The sequence below is a fragment of the Paenibacillus sp. OSY-SE genome, assembly GCF_000283315.1.
Taxonomy (GTDB): Bacteria; Bacillota; Bacilli; order Paenibacillales; family Paenibacillaceae; genus Paenibacillus_B; species Paenibacillus_B profundus.
In genome coordinates, this window is record NZ_ALKF01000202.1 from 1 (window position 1) to 15,631 (window position 15,631).

The following is a 15,631-nucleotide window of genomic DNA, read 5'->3' on the forward strand; positions in this document are numbered from 1 at the left end:
CTGTATGAGCGTTCTAGCAGCATTTCTTGAATTGTTCCAATTGTGACTGTTTGACCATCTTGATTGTATTTATGCTCCATTCCAGTTGCTGCTCTTTGGCGTTCTTCGTGTTGAAAACCTTTTTCTGAAATATTTATCTCATGTCGTAGCTCTCTAGTTTTTAACTTCTCAAAAAATGAAAAGGTGCTGCTATAAGCAAGTGCACGCGCTGGTATTATCCTGCATCAACTTTATGTAGTTTCTGAACTAAGGGGAGAGTGGAGCTAAGTGCTATATGAAGGATCCTACTATGAACGTAATACCTCAAGGCTTATATTGTTTCAACTGTAGAGTACAGTCGCTGGATAAGCACGTGGTGCTGGCGTTTTCTAAAAAAGAGGCCGTCTCTTCAGTAGAAAAACCTACTTACGAGACGACCCTTTTTGCTCAATGTACGTTCAATTTCCGTCTTGCCGGAACTGCTTAATCAAGTTATGCGTAATGACCTGATCCGAGATGCTTAGACGATGCTTGGCTTCAGCTTCTAAAGGCTCGCAGCGGGATGCATCAGTCGTCTGGCGCGTGCTGTAATCGAAGCAGGTTCCGTTCTCGAACAGCCCGTCTGCCGAAGGCACATAGAATACGTTGCCGTCGGTAAAGGAGCCGTTGCGCAGCACGACGAGCCGGTTGTTAGGGGCGAGCAGGTTGTGGCCCATCATATATTTGTCACCCGCATCGATGCCAAGCCAGTGCAATAGGGTAGGAGCAATGTCCAACTGGCCGCTTGGGGTGTCGTACGTGCCTGCGTTGGCTCCGTCTGGAAGATGGACGATGAGCGGGACTTGATTCTTCATTTCGAGCATATCCAAGTCGCTGATGTCATGCCCCAGCAATTGGGCGAGCGGCTCCCGGTCCCAGATGGAATTGTCATGGTCCCCGTAGAGCACCCAAATCGTCTTATCCCATAATCCGCGCTGCTTTAAATCGGCGGTCATCTCTCCGACAGCATCATCCACGTAACGTATGGCCTGCAAGTAATCACCAAAGATAGTATCTTTGTGCGGGTCGACGTTCAATTGCTGTGCGGATTCCGGCAGCTTGTACGGGTGATGGCTCGTCAGCGTAATTAAGAAGCTGTAGAACGGATTCTGTGCTTCCGACATGCGCGCAACAGACTGGCGCAGGAAAGACTTGTCTCCGACCGACCATCCTAGCGGCTCGTCCACTTTATAATCTTTGCGGCTCATGAAGAAATCGTAGCCCATATTGTTATACATTAAATAGCGATTCCAAAACCCTGCGTCATACGCGTGATATGCCCCTGTCTCATAACCCGCTGATTTTAAAATTCCTGGCAGCATATCATACGTCTGATTCGGGTAACGAATGAAGACGGAACCCGTCGGAAGCGGGTGAAGGCTGCCATTGACGCCAAAGTCTGCATCCGAGGTCCGGCCTTGTCCCGTTTGATGGAAGAAGCGGTTAAAATACATGCTTTCCTTCAACAAGGCGTTAAGGTGCGGCGTAATTTCCTGACCGTTAATCTTTTTGCCGATGACGAAGTTCTCAAATGCTTCTGCTTGTACGATGATGACATTGCTGTCTTTGTATTTGCTGAACGAGACGGGCGGACCTTGGCGATCGGCGCGATGGTCGGCAAACCATTGCTTGGCCCCCGCCAGTTCCTCGGCGGAAATCGTGGCGCCAGAGAACCAGTTATCCTTGGCATAGCGGTACACGTCATAGCCGTGAAATCCGAGTAGTCCGGTAACGTTATAAATCGAAGCGTTCCACCAATGACCGGCGAACAAGCCTTTCGCCCACGTGCTTGTCGCTTGCTGCACGGGTACTGCGATGAGCAAGGAACCGATAGCGATGCTGACAATGCCGCTGATCAGGCGCGTTATTATCTTGGGACGTCTTCTGGATGACCCTGGAAGAATATAGCTGCTGCTCTGAACGCGACGCTCCTTCGACAGCATGCGGAATGTCACGATGGATAACGGAATGACGACAATCCAATCAATGAACAACAAGCCATCCTTCAGCATTATCAACGAAGCGATGCTGTCTCCGAGCGAGCTGACCTGCGCCGCTTGCAGCAGAACAGGCACGGAAATGAAATCTTGAAAGTAACGGAAATAGACTAAATCCGAAAAAATCAGTATCGTGAGAATCACATTCAGTATCATTAAGGCCAAGGTGCGCCAACGCGCTGATAACCCTAAGGTCCAACCCCCGACGATAAGCACCGCACCAAGGGCAACCCAGAAATCGCTCGTGGACATCGCCATATTCGGGATGGAGAGCGCCTTGTCGAACCAAATGAGCTTCCACAAAATCAAGACAACAAACCAGACGATATCCAACCGTCCAACTAAAGACAGCAGCCGTAGACTGCGGTTCGAGTATCGGACTGGACCGTTTATTGTCGGTTTCATAACTTCTTCCTTTCTCCTTGCAAATTGAAAAAATCTGTATGGAAAAATAAACACTCCCCATCATAACAGATTTACGAAATATATAAAAATAAAAAGACATCCAAAACGATTAGCTCGTTAAGGATGTCTGGTTAATTCAAGCTAGCCCTGCTCTGGGGAATGCAACCCGCGAGGCGGTCGAGGTGGAAGCGGACCGAAATATTGGTAGAACTGGCATTCGATATTTCCGTTAAACAGCTTGCGCCGCTTGTCCGCCGGCTTGCCGAAATAATGCTCGAACTGCCGGTTCGGACTAATCGTGAAGAACGACCATGTCGGCAAGCCCTTCGCCATGAAGCCCAGTTGGCGCACCATGCGTTCCACTTCATCCTTTTCATTCAACCGCTCCCCGTAAGGCGGGTTCGTAATGACAACGCCGTAATCGCCTTCTGGCTTTGCCTTGGCGACTGGTGTAACATGGAAGTTAATCTCCCTGGAGAAGCCTGCGCTCTTGGCGGCCGCTTCAGCGAGATGAATCGCTTCGGCATCGATATCGGATCCCGTCAGCTGCAGATCGATATCATCCTTCACCGAATCGAACGCTTCCTCGCGCGCCGTCTCCCAGTGAGCCTCTTCGATGACGTGCCAAGCTTCCGCAGGGAAGGAGCGACGCAGCCCGGGAGCTACGTTCCAGCCTATCATTGCCGCTTCAATGAGAATCGTACCCGAACCGCAGAAAGGGTCATACAGCGGGCGATTCGGATTCCAGCGGCTTAACTGCACCAATGCGGCTGCCATCGTTTCTTTGAGCGGCGCCTTACCGGTAAGCTTCCGGTATCCACGCTTATGCAGTCCCGGTCCGGTCGTATCCAAGGTAAGGAGCGCCCGGTCGTTCAACAACGATATCTCGATGCGGTAAAGCGGTCCGGTTTCTTCGAACCAGTCGATATGATAATGCTGCTTCAGTTGTTCAACAATCGCCTTCTTCACGATCCCTTGGCAAGCGGGGACGCTGGAAAGCTGGGATTTATGAGAGCGGCCGTCGACCGGGAATTCTCCGTGTGCGGGAATCCATTCGTGCCACGGTATCGCCTTCGTTCCTTCAAACAGTTCCTCAAACGTTCGTGCCGGGAATTCTCCCATATTGATAAGCACGCGGTCCGCCGTGCGCAGCCACAGGTTGGTCCGGCATACATCGAGCGGTCCTCCTTTGAAATGCACGCGTCCGTTCTCTGCATGCGCATCCTCATAACCTAGCTGATGCAATTCTCGCGCCACAATGGCTTCCAGTCCCATCGGGGCGGTAGCGATTAACGACCAAGGTCGATTCATCGGTGTTCTTCACTCCGTTCTACTTTGTCTGACTTGTACTCATATGGCATTCATCATATCATAAAAAGCAGGAGGTTGGGAAAATGTCTAATGAAGCGGTAGAAACGTATTTAGAGCAGTTATACACGAAGGATGTCACGTTGGAGCATATTAAAGAGCAAATTTGCGCCAATGGTCTGCCCGAAATATCCGTTCCGGCCGGATATGGGCGCTTGTTGACGATGCTTGTCCGCATGTCGCATGCGAGGAATGCGTTGGAAATCGGCGCGTTAGGCGGATACAGCGGCTGCTGCCTGTTGAGGGGGCTTCCTGCGGAAGGCAAGCTCGTGTCGCTGGAATTGCGTCAGGACTATGCCGATTTAGCGAAGCAACACCTAACGGAGGCGGGCTTCGGCGAACAAGTGGAGTATCGGGTCGGGGAAGCGCTTGACTCGTTGGCAGCTTTGAAGAAGGAAGGCGCACGCTTCGATTTCTTCTTTATCGATGCTGATAAAGGCAACTATCCGAATTACTTGGAATATGCCATTACACTGGCCCGGCCTGGAGCCATTATCGCCGGTGACAATCTCATGCTGCGAGGACGCACCTTAGACACTGACAAGCAAGGTCCTTCTGTGCTAGCGATGCGCCGCTTTAATGAAATGATCGCACAAGACGATCGTCTGATTAGCACAATGCTGCCGGCTTATGACGGTCTGGCATTAGCCATCGTGCGCTAGTTCGCATAAGTGTAAAGATTTGCGTCTGGAAAGGCCTTTGCTCCCTTGTGTTATAATATGTGACAGCAACTTATGTAACGGAGGGTACGGACTATTATGAAATCGGGAGAACAATGGACTTCCAGGCTTGGATTTATTTTGGCGTCAGCCGGTTCAGCCATCGGACTCGGAGCGATATGGAAATTTCCGAATGTCGTGGCGACAAGTGGCGGGGGCGCCTTTTTTCTTGTTTTCATTTTATTTACGTTTGGGATCGGATTGCCGCTTCTGCTCGCTGAATTTCTCATTGGACGGAGCACCGGAAAAGAAGCGGTGTCTGCCTACCGCGATTTGGCACCGAACAGCCGCTGGCATTGGGTTGGATATTTAGGAATGGCGACCTGTTCGATATTGCTTTCCTTCTACAGTGTCGTCGGTGGATGGATCGTCCTGTACTTCATTCGCGCCATTACCGGATCTTTGTTGACAGCCGGACGCGATTATGGCGCTCTTTTCGACCAGACATCGGCCAATCCATGGGAGGCAGTGCTTTCTCAAGGCGCATTTATGCTGCTGACGATTGTGGTCGTGGCCAGGGGAGTCAAGCAGGGCATCGAGAAGGCAAGCCGGATCCTGATGCCAGGGCTGTTCTTGCTCTTTGTCGTGCTTATTATCCGGTCGCTTACGCTGCCGGGAATGAGTGAAGGGCTCGTCTACTTTCTAAAGCCGGATTTCAGCCGACTGTCTTCTGAGGCGCTGCTGTATGCCCTCGGACAGTCCTTTTTCTGCTTGAGCGTAGGCGGATCCTGCATGGTGACATATAGCTCCTATTTGCAGAAGAACGAACCGCTTGGCAAGCCGGCACTGTCCGTTGTCGGCTTGAATGTGATGACCTCGTTCATGGCGGGCATTGCCATCTTTCCGGCTCTGTTCGCGCTTGGGATGAAGCCGGTAGAAGGACCGGGATTATTGTTCGTGACACTGCCTGCTGTGTTCGAGCAACTGCCGTACGGGAGTCTGTTCATTACGGTGTTTTTAGCTTTGTTCCTGTTCGCCACGCTGACATCGGCCTTCTCTTTGCTTGAGATAGTCGTCGCGGCCTTCGCCCACGGGGATGCAGCCCGCCGCAAGAAGATGTGCTGGCTGTTCGGAACGATTATATTTATGCTCGGCATCCCGTCCGCGCTTTCCTTCGGGGTCGGCAGCGACTTCGTATGGCTGGGCAGAAACGTATTCGCATGGGCGGATTTCGCGGTGACCAATGTGATGCTGCCGCTGGGCGTGCTGCTCATCTCTGTATTTGTTGGCTTTCGATTTCCGCGGGAGCGGCTGCAGGCAGAGTGGTCAGGCGAGTCGGCATGGGCCCGGAAGGGACTTGCCTTGTATGTCTTCATGCTGCGATTTGTCCTTCCCGTTATCGTCGTGCTTGTCTTCATGCACGGGATGAACTGGCTGCCCATTTAAAGAGGGTGTATATGACAACACACAACTATTTCAACAAGAGTGACAACAGGAGGAACAAATGAAATCGCGAGAGCAGTGGTCTTCAAAAATAGGTTTTATATTGGCGTCAGCAGGGTCGGCCATCGGATTGGGCGCAATCTGGAAATTCCCCAATGTGGTGGCAACGAGCGGAGGCGGCGCTTTCTTTCTCGTTTTTCTACTATTTACATTAGGCATCGGGTTGCCACTGCTGCTTGCGGAGTTCGTTATCGGACGCAGTACCGGTAAAGAAGCGATTTCTGCCTATCGGGACATCGCTCCCAGATCCAAGTGGCACTGGACCGGGTATCTCGGTATGGGAACATGCTTCCTGCTCTTATCTTATTACAGCGTGGTAGGAGGCTGGATACTGCTGTATTTGGCGCGCGGATTAGTTGGCGGGCTGCTGCAGGCGGGGCAGAATTACGATACGTTGTTTAACGAGACTGTATCCAATCCATGGTCTTCGGTGACGGCGCAGTTCACCTTCATGCTCATTACGATTATCGTGGTCGGACAAGGAATTAAAGGTGGTATTGAGCGTGCTAGCCGTCTTTTGATGCCAGGCTTGTTCATCTTGTTTCTCGTTCTGATTGCGCGATCGTTGACGTTGCCAGGCATGACCGAAGGGCTGTTGTATTTTTTGCAGCCTGACTTTGGAAAATTGACAGGAAAAGCGATCTTGTATGCATTAGGACAATCCTTTTTCTGTCTTAGCGTCGGGGTATCTGTTATGGTGACGTATAGTTCTTATTTGAATAAAAAGGAATCTTTGGTGAAGTCCTCTTTATCCGTTGTCGGGTTGAACGTCTTGACCTCGTTCATGGCAGGTTTGGCCATCTTCCCGGCTGTGTTCGCGCTTGGCATGAAGCCGCAAGAAGGACCGGGACTGTTGTTCAGCACATTGCCTGCACTGTTTGAGCAGATGCCATACGGAAGCATCTTCATTGCGCTGTTCCTCGCACTGTTCTTATTTGCAGCCATGACCTCGGCCTTTTCGATGCTGGAAATTCTCGTCTCGGGATTTTCCCGCGGGGAGGAGCAGAAGCGCAAACGGTTAAGCTGGCTGTTCGGGGCCCTCATCTTTATGGCAGGCGTTCCATCGGCTCTATCCTTTGGCGTATGGTCAAACGTCCAAATTATGGGATTGTCGCTATTTGATGCGGCGGATTTCGCTGTGACGAATGTTCTGATGCCGATCGGCGTGCTGCTTATCGCCTTGTTTGTCGGATACCGCATGCCAAAAGAACGGTTGTACGCCGAATTTTCATCGGAAGCGGCAGGATGGCGCAAAGGCTTGGCCTTATATGTGCTGCTGTTGCGATATGTGATTCCGGTCATCATCGTTATCGTTTTCTTAAACGTTCTGAACATCCTGCCAGTTTGAATTTGATATGGGCAACAGAACGGGAAACCGGGTTCGACGACATGACCATCATTCCGTTGCCGACAGATGCCAAGGCGGATGAATAATAACAAGCCTCCGCCCATGTGGGTCGGAGGCTTGTTCGTATTACAGCAGGCCGACGGTCCGCAGTCCCTTCCATATGCCATCCTCGGTATGAGAAGCCGTGACGAGATCGGCGTGCCGCTTGACCTCCTGCGAAGCGTTGCCCATAGCTACGCCTGTTCCGGCGAACTGCAGCATCTCGATGTCGTTCACGCCGTCTCCGAATGCATAGCAGTGCTCCTGGCTCATACCGGTCCGTTCCAGAAATTTACGTATTCCCACCGCTTTCGAGCCATCCTTCTGCAGGAAGTCCGTCGCCAAGGAGTGCCAACGGTAGAATTGCATGTTCTGAAAGCGCTCGGCAAACGGTATCGTCGCCTCGTCATTGCAGAATAGAACGCCTTGATATACTGCTGCTTCCCTATAGCCCGTTGCACAGACGGGCGGATGCTCCAGATTGCATGTTCGCAATCCGTCGTGAATAAGTTGATGCTCCATGGAGGCGGACATACCGTGCGAATGCATGTACACAATAGGATGATGAAGTGATGCGGCCATGGAAGCGAAAGCCTCAAGCTCAACGGTGTCCAGCGGCTGATCGTAAATGACCTCATCTTCGAAGACGACGTATTGTCCATTAATCGATACATAGGAGTGGATGCCTAGTTCTTCGCGGATCCACGTAAAGGTGGATGGTGCTCGGCCGGTAGCAATTGCGGTATATACACCGGCATCCTGCAGTTCTTGGATGGCGCGTTTTGTCGATAGGGCAATTTCGTGGTTCTCGTTCAAGATCGTTCCGTCTATATCGAAGAAAACGATATTACGTTCCATATTCTAGACCTCCTGCTTCATGCTGCTGTTCTTAGGGGCGAGCCACCGAGCCGTAACGCCCGACAACATCCGGTTACGCCGACTTCAGGTGACTGCAATCCCAACATAAATGATGAAATGCATTTCAGGTCAAGCTGAATTTGTAAATGTCGAATCATATCTCGCGATGCTTCGTGCTCAAAAGGTTTTTTTGAACAATCTCTAAATTTAAATTTCGTTAATGCGATCGTAATCATCTATAATACAAGTATTAGCCTGGACAGGGGGGATTTGCGCTTGGCAAACATTAAACAAATCGCGGAGCTTTCTGGCGTATCTGTCACAACAGTGTCGCGTGTCTTGAACAATCATCCCTATGTCAGCCGGGAAAAGAGAGAAGCCGTACTGGAAGTCGTCAGGAAGCTGAATTACAGCCAGAATGTTAATGCTGTCCATCTGGTTAAAGGTCGAACGCAAATGATCGGAATTTTATTGCCGTATATGAATCAGCCCTTTTTTACGAGCTTTATGAAAGGGCTTGCCGATGAGGCATTGAAGCATCAATACAACCTCATTTTTTTTCAATCCGACTATCGGGAGCAAGAAGAGCTGCGCGCCTTGGATATGTTGAAGATGAAGCAGATTGACGGATTAATCATCGTGTCCAAGGCAGTTCCTTGGCATGTCGTGGAAGAATACGCAGCGTATGGGCCGATCGTTGCCTTTGAAGATACGGGCGAACAGACGATTTCGTCGGTGTCGTTCGACCATTATAACAGCTATATGCATGCGATGGATTATTTCATTCAGCGGGGGCATCGGCATATCGGTCTTACGCTGGCCCGGGAGCACAGCTTCAACAGCGGCATTCGCAAGCGCGCCTTCAGCGATGCATTGGAGCGGATTGGCGAGCGTCCGAGGAAAGAGTGGATGTTCTATCAATGCTATGACATTGCGAAGGGTGCTGAAGTGATAAGAAGCTTGGCCAAGCTGGAGGAGCTTCCTACCGCGATGCTTGTATCCGGAGACGAGATTGCGGCGGGTATGATGCTTGAAGGACGGAAGCTGGGGATAAAGGTGCCAGACCAAATGTCCATCATTAGCTGCGAGAACTTGCCGCTTGCCGATGTGCTGGAATTGACGGCTCTGGGGCATTGCAACGAGGAGGCTGGAAGTCTCATGTTTCAAGTCTGTTATCGTAAAATAATTAATCCTGCCGAAGAGACAGTGAAGCATAAGCTGCCCTTTCAATTCGTCGAACGCGCATCAGTCCAGTCGTTGACATAACAACAGAGGCCAAGGTTATCCCTTGGCCTCTGTTCGTGCTGAGTGGCAGTGTGAATCGATGTGGCGACGTGTGACCTTATCTTAGTTGATTGCATTCGTTCGATAGAGACGTCACGGACGGTGCGTCGCACGGTTCCGACCATATAGAGAGAAGCGGGCCCAAGCTGTATTGATAAGCAGAAATACTCCAGACATAATGAAAATGCCTTGAATTCCAATGAAGCCGGAAACAGCCCCGCCCATAATAGGACCGATCATATTTCCTAGAGCGAGTGTACTGCTGTTAAAGCTATAGGCACGGCTCTCCATCCCGTCAGGCGTATATTTCCGAATGAGCGCGTTGACGGAGGGCAAAAGACCGCCCATAAACATACCCAACATGAACCGTATGGCGACAAGCTGCCATACTTTACTCACGAAGGCTTGCGGAATGAGCGTACACGCAGCCCCGATTAAGCATACCGTTAAGATGCGGTGGGAGCCGATCCGATCGCTGAGCCGGCCCAGTATCGGCGAGCAAATCATGTTCGACATCCCCGCCACTGCACTAACAAAGCCGGCGAGGAGCGCCAAGTTCTGCTGTGATCCATGCAGCTCCTGCACATAAAGCGGCAGCAGGGATGCAGGGCTCATCATCGCGAATTGCAGCAGAAATGTGACCGCAAACAAAGCAAGCAGCTGCGGAATGCCTGCCAGCTGCTTAAATCCGGCCATGACGGACATTTGCGGCGTCTCGGCCGCCTTCTCGCGGTCGAACGGTTCCTTAACCATAAGCATAGTGAGCATGGTCGCGAGGAAGAGCAGCGTACCGGTAATGTAAAATATCGGACGGTAGCCTACCATATCCGCTAGAACCCCGCCGATAAGCGGGCCTAGAATCGTACCAGCGACGACACCGGACTGAAGGATGCCCATCGCGAAGCCCATGCGTTCTTTCGGTGTCGTTGACGACACGAGCGCGACGGCAGCCGGGTTAAAGCCTGAAATGGTTCCGTTCAACATGCGCAGGAGCAATAGATGCATAGGCGTCTGCGCCAATCCCATTAAAGCCGTTACCACCGCCATGCCGAAGCCAGAACGCAAAATCATAATTTTGCGGCCGTATTTATCCGCGAATTTGCCCCATATCGGCTGAAATATGAATGAGGTCAAGAAATTCGCCGCAAAAATTAGGCCCGACCAGACGGCGATTTCATGTTGATTGCTCATTCCAATGTCGTGCTGCAAATAAAGCGCCAAAAATGGCGTTACCATGGTCATGCCTGCCATGGCTAAAAATGACCCGAACCATAGGATGATTAGATTTACTTTCCATTGCTGCATTTCCCTATTCACCACTTTCTCAGGTCACGGTCCGTCCGATGCGCCAGCAACTGGTGTTCATTATATCATACTTTTACTATATCGATTGTGTCATATGACATAAACGGAGGTATGCTCTATAACGTTCAATGTCCTTCTGCAATCCCTTTTATTACCTGAATATGTTGCGCAAATATTGTTTTTTTATGACAGCAACAAAGAAGCTTGTACGGCCGAAGAGCAGCAGGGCAAGGATGACGATCAGGACGATGCCGATATTACCGATACCCATACGCTCACCCCCTTATCATGTGAAGCCGGTCCCTTTTTCCAATGATTAATGAAGAAGTTGATCGTGAATGTGTTTAGCTCGTCACTATAAAGGTAAAAGTTACTTGTAAGCGGGAGGAGCGGCATTTTAAGAATTTGTGTGATAAAATGTCAAAAGTTGTTCACATTTGGGTGATTTTTGTCAACAGATTGTCATAGCTTCGTAGGAAGGTCCGGTTGTGGCAAGACGAGAAAAGGGGCATAATGGAAGCGGTAGGTTGTAACAAATTGCACAATGCCGTCAAAGTGGGGGTTATTGATGAATTATAATGATCGTTTCTTGCGTGCATGCCGAGGAGAGCAAGTAGATCGGCTGCCTGTGTGGTACATGAGACAAGCTGGACGTACTGATCCTGATTATCGCAAAATTAAAGAGAAATACAGTTTGCTTGAAATTTGCCGCCAGCCCGAATTGGCTGCGGAAGTCACCATGATGCCGGTGAACAAGCTCGGTGTCGATGCGGCGATATTGTATTCCGATATTATGAATCCGGTTGCTTCCATTGGTGTTGATTTCGATATCGTAGCTCAAGTCGGGCCTGTTATTCACAATCCGATTCAAAGCGCTGCCGATGTCGAGCGGCTGAAGCCAGTTGATCCGGAAGGGGATCTGGGACATGTTTTGGAGACGATTCGCATTTTGGATGCGGAGCTGAAGGTTCCGCTCATCACGTTTGCGGGAGCTCCATTCACCATCGCTAGCTATCTAATCGAAGGGCGTCCGTCCAAGTCGTATATCCGTACGAAGACAATGATGTATGAAATGCCTGAAGTATGGTTTGCCCTGATGGATAAGTTGGGCGATATGGTCATCACCTATATTCGTGCTCAAGTTAAAAATGGAAGCAAGGCGTTCCAATTGTTTGACAGCTGGGCAGGTTCTTTGTCACCGCGCGATTTTAAGCGCTTTGTGCTGCCGACGATAGAGCGCATTTATGCGGAACTGTCTGATCTGGATGTGCCGAAAATTTACTTCCCGGGTGTAAGCTCGGGCGAGCTTCTGCCGTGCTTGCATGAGCTGCAGGCTGATGTGATTGGCTTAGATTGGCGCGTGTCGATACAGGAAGGACGCCGACGTCTGGATGGCCGCTTTGCGGTACAGGGCAACTTAGATCCTTATTTGCTCACAGGACCGATGGATGTCATTAAGCGCGAAGCGGCTCATATCATGGATGAGGGCATGCAGGAGCCGGGGTATATTTTCAACCTCGGTCACGGGCTGTTCCCGGAAGCATCGCTAGATAAATTGAAACAGTTAACGGAGTTCATCCATTCTTATTCCAGCGAAGCACTCGCAAAACAATAGAATAGAACGTATTGGAGACAAGAGGGAGGCGAAGAGATGGGTAAACGCAAAGTAGGAGTTCTCGTGATGTCCTATGGGACTCCGCGCAGCATGGAAGAAATCGAGCCGTATTATACGCATATTCGCCGTGGAAATCCGCCTTCAGAAGAGCAGCTTCAGGAGCTTACAGAGCGCTATGAAGCGATTGTGGGGGGAGTATTCCCGCTGCGCGAGCATACCGACCGTCAAGTCCAAGGATTGCAGCGCATGCTTGATCGTGCGGCGGAAGGAACGGACGTGCAATATGTGTGCTATCAAGGCTTGAAGCATGTCGATCCGTTTATTGAAGACGGCATTGCCGCGATGGCGCAGGATGGCATTCGTGAAGCGGTCAGTGTGGTGTTGGCGCCGCATTATTCCGTAATGAGCGTGGGAAGCTACAACAAACGCGCGCAGGAAGCGGCGGAGCAGCAGGATATCGCGCTGAAATGCGTGAATAGCTACCATCTGCATCCCGATTTGCTAGATGCGTTGACAGAGCGTGTTCAAGAACAATTAGATGCTTATGTGTCGGAAGGCGCGCCCCGTGAAGAAGTGGAAGTGCTGTTCAGTGCGCACAGCTTGCCGGCACGCATCTTAGAAATGAATGATCCGTATCCGGACGAATTGAATGCGACCGCTTCCGCCATTGCGGAGCGCTGCGAATTGAAGGAAGGACAATGGCGCTTTACCTGGCAGAGCGCCGGACGGACAGCTGCGCCGTGGCTGGGACCTGATATACTGGATACGCTTGATTCGTTGCGTCAAGAAGGTGTGAAGCATGTGCTGTCCGCACCGATCGGATTTGTATCTGATCATCTGGAAGTGCTGTATGACTTGGATATCGAGGCGACTCAGGCGGCAGAGCGTATGAACTTGAATTTTAAACGCATTCGCATGCTGAATGATGATCCGAAATATATGTCAGCGCTTGCGGATGTCGTTATGACATTGGATCAATAGTGAGCTTGACAGAAAGAAGGGGCACATCATGAATGGTTCGCGGGATCTTGTCATTATCGGCGGAGGAATTACGGGACTATCTGCCGCCTATTACGCGGTGAAGCAAGCGGAGGAGCGCGGACAATCGCTGTCCGTCACCATCGTTGAATCTGCTTCGCGCTTGGGCGGTAAGATAGAAACGTTGCGCAAGGAAGGCTGCGTCATTGAGAAAGGACCAGACTCTTTTCTTGCCCGCAAGCTGCCGATGATTGATTTAGCACGCGATTTAGGATTGGAATCGGAGCTCGTGGCGACGAATCCGCATGCCAAAAAAACATATATTGTACGGCGGGGCAAAATGTATCGCATGCCGCCGGGGCTCGTGCTTGGCATTCCGACGGAGTTGGGACCGTTCGCCAAGACGGGCCTTATCTCCGTCTTCGGAAAGTTGCGCGCGCTGATGGATTTGGTGAAGAAGCCCCGCACCTCGTCGGATGACGAATCGTTGGGATCGTTTCTGGACCGGCGACTAGGCAAGGAAGTTACCGAGAATGTGGCAGAACCGCTCTTGGCCGGCATTTATGCGGGGGATATGAGCAAGTTGAGCCTGCAGGCGACATTCCCGCAATTCGGGGAAGTGGAGCGCAAGCATGGCAGCTTAATCCGTGGGATGCAGGCGAACCGCAAGGCGGGGCAATCGCTGCCCGGACTGCCGGATGTGGCGAAGGGATCGATGTTCTTGACGTTCCGGAACGGCTTGACTTCGCTTGTCGAGAGATTGGAAGAAGTGCTGAAGGACCGGGTCGAGCTTCGGGTAGGCGTCGGTGCGGAACGGTTCGACAAGCTGGAAGATGGCCGCTACCTCATTGCTCTGCAGGATGGCAGCACGCTGGAGGCGTCTTCCATCGTCGTGACGACTCCGTCTTATCATGCGGCATCATTCCTGAAGGGACATGTGGATGTAAGTGCGCTTCAGGCCATCAATCATGTGTCGGTAGCGAACGTCGTCAGCGTATTCGATCGCAAGCAGATTAAGATGCCAGTGGATGGAACCGGCTTCCTCATTTCCCGTAAGGAACGAAGAGCCATTACCGCGTGTACGTGGACTTCGATCAAATGGCCTCACACGAGCAGCGAGGACAAACTTATCGTTCGCTGCTATATCGGCCGTGCCGGTGATGAAGAACGTGTGGAATGGCCGGACGATGCATTGAAACGAACGGTGAAAAATGAGCTGCGCGATCTGATGAGTATTGAAGCCGAGCCTGAGTTCGTGGAGATTACCCGCTTAAGGAATTCCATGCCGCAGTATCCGGTTGGACACGTGCAAGCGATTAGCGCGCTGCGCGATGGCGTCCGTCGCGATCTGCCTGGCGTATATTTGGCTGGTCAGCCATATGAAGGAGTCGGCATGCCAGACTGCATTCGCAGCGGCAGAGCGGCGGGAGAAGACGCGTATTCGTACTTTGCAAGCCGTAACAATGAATTGGAGCCCGTCTATACGACAACTGGGTGATATCGAATAGTTTTTTCTAAGAAGGCCGTGCTGCGGCCTTCTTTGTGTTATTAGGGTGCTTGCCTTGACATGTCTGCTAATAACCGTGTATATGTATTTGCAAAGACGATGTTCATTGATGATAATATCCTGTCAATGAGCAGATGCTTTTTATGGAGAGAGATGCTGTCCATTTTAATTGAAATAAACGTGTTAGAGCTAGTCCGGAAGGGGGGATGCCGGTGAAGCAAACATTGATCGACGGTCATGGGCGTGTTCACGATTATATGCGAATCTCTATCACAGATCGTTGCAATCTGCGGTGTGTCTGCGCTTTATTGAGTATATGCCCATAGGCGGGCGGCAAACAGGCTGGAAGGAAAGCTATATGTCTCTTGAAGAGCGGCGGGCGGCCAGTGAACTCGAAAGCGATTCCGGAAGGCATGCCACGGTAAGGCGGACCGGCTGAATATTACCGTCTGCCGGGGGCGCCAGGCTCATTCGGCCTCATTCATCCGGTAAGCGCTCATTTCTGCGAAACGTGCAATCGGTTGCGGCTGACGGCGGATGGCTGCTTGAAGCCTTGCTTGTGCTGGTCCGATGAATTTAACATTCGCACTTATATAGGCAATGAGGCCGCGCTGGCTGAAGCGATGCTGCGATCGCTCGATGCGAAGCCGCTCAACCATGAGATGGCGCACGAAATGTCCGGCCAATCGTTATCGCATCAACCGACGGAACGTACGATGTCCCAAATAGGCGGTTAGAAGGAGGGCG

The 15,631-nt window shown here is 51.2% G+C and carries 11 protein-coding genes and 1 pseudogene; 8 read left to right on the forward strand and 4 right to left on the reverse strand.

Annotation, left to right across the window (positions count from 1 at the left end):
• Positions 1 to 437: 437 nt before the first annotated feature.
• Together A372_RS0127900 and A372_RS0127905 are read right to left on the reverse strand one after the other, a co-directional pair.
• Positions 438 to 2,420, reverse strand: a complete 1,983-nt coding sequence (locus tag A372_RS0127900; RefSeq protein ID WP_019424227.1) for an LTA synthase family protein — start codon at positions 2,418 to 2,420, stop codon at positions 438 to 440.
• A 141-nt stretch (positions 2,421 to 2,561) separates the two neighbouring features.
• Positions 2,562 to 3,731, reverse strand: a complete 1,170-nt coding sequence (locus A372_RS0127905; RefSeq protein ID WP_019424228.1) for a THUMP domain-containing class I SAM-dependent RNA methyltransferase — start codon at positions 3,729 to 3,731, stop codon at positions 2,562 to 2,564.
• A gap of 83 nt (positions 3,732 to 3,814) precedes the next feature.
• Here A372_RS0127905 and A372_RS0127910 point away from each other — a divergent pair, with 83 nt between their 5' ends.
• The 3 genes from A372_RS0127910 to A372_RS0127920 all read left to right on the forward strand — a co-directional run bounded on the left by A372_RS0127910 (position 3,815) and on the right by A372_RS0127920 (position 7,298).
• A complete protein-coding gene (locus A372_RS0127910; protein WP_019424229.1) occupies positions 3,815 to 4,450 on the forward strand; it encodes an O-methyltransferase in 636 nt (211 codons plus the stop codon).
• Between the two features lie 96 nt (positions 4,451 to 4,546).
• Positions 4,547 to 5,893, forward strand: coding sequence for a sodium-dependent transporter (locus A372_RS0127915; protein WP_019424230.1), 1,347 nt, complete (start codon positions 4,547 to 4,549; stop codon positions 5,891 to 5,893).
• Positions 5,894 to 5,951: 58 nt separating this feature from the next.
• On the forward strand, positions 5,952 to 7,298 hold the full coding sequence (locus A372_RS0127920) for a sodium-dependent transporter (protein WP_019424231.1): 1,347 nt from the start codon (positions 5,952 to 5,954) through the stop codon (positions 7,296 to 7,298).
• A 126-nt stretch (positions 7,299 to 7,424) separates the two neighbouring features.
• Here the strand turns inward: A372_RS0127920 and A372_RS0127925 are convergent, their stop codons facing one another.
• Positions 7,425 to 8,195, reverse strand: coding sequence for a Cof-type HAD-IIB family hydrolase (locus A372_RS0127925; protein WP_019424232.1), 771 nt, complete (start codon positions 8,193 to 8,195; stop codon positions 7,425 to 7,427).
• Between the two features lie 276 nt (positions 8,196 to 8,471).
• On the opposite strand from A372_RS0127925, the gene A372_RS0127930 reads away from it, so the two are divergent.
• The gene (locus tag A372_RS0127930; RefSeq protein ID WP_019424233.1) at positions 8,472 to 9,461 is read left to right on the forward strand and encodes a LacI family DNA-binding transcriptional regulator; all 990 of its coding nucleotides are present in this window, start codon (positions 8,472 to 8,474) and stop codon (positions 9,459 to 9,461) included.
• Positions 9,462 to 9,572: 111 nt separating this feature from the next.
• On the opposite strand, the gene A372_RS0127935 is transcribed toward A372_RS0127930, so the two are convergent.
• Positions 9,573 to 10,784: an MFS transporter gene (locus A372_RS0127935; RefSeq protein WP_019424234.1), complete on the reverse strand. Its 1,212-nt coding sequence runs from the start codon at positions 10,782 to 10,784 to the stop codon at positions 9,573 to 9,575.
• Between the two features lie 568 nt (positions 10,785 to 11,352).
• On the opposite strand from A372_RS0127935, the gene hemE reads away from it, so the two are divergent.
• The 4 genes and pseudogenes from hemE to A372_RS36735 all read left to right on the forward strand — a co-directional run.
• The gene (gene hemE / locus A372_RS0127945) at positions 11,353 to 12,399 is read left to right on the forward strand and encodes a uroporphyrinogen decarboxylase (RefSeq protein ID WP_019424236.1); all 1,047 of its coding nucleotides are present in this window, start codon (positions 11,353 to 11,355) and stop codon (positions 12,397 to 12,399) included.
• A gap of 36 nt (positions 12,400 to 12,435) precedes the next feature.
• Complete coding sequence (hemH, locus tag A372_RS0127950; RefSeq protein ID WP_019424237.1) at positions 12,436 to 13,380, forward strand: ferrochelatase; 945 nt, start codon at positions 12,436 to 12,438, stop codon at positions 13,378 to 13,380.
• Positions 13,381 to 13,408: 28 nt separating this feature from the next.
• Positions 13,409 to 14,875 carry a protoporphyrinogen oxidase gene (gene hemG / locus A372_RS34875; protein ID WP_019424238.1) on the forward strand — a complete coding sequence of 489 codons (1,467 nt, stop codon included), beginning with the start codon at positions 13,409 to 13,411 and terminating at the stop codon, positions 14,873 to 14,875.
• A gap of 449 nt (positions 14,876 to 15,324) precedes the next feature.
• Positions 15,325 to 15,621, forward strand: a pseudogene (locus A372_RS36735) (GTP 3',8-cyclase MoaA); the annotation flags it as partial.
• Between the last annotated feature and the right edge of the window lie 10 nt (positions 15,622 to 15,631).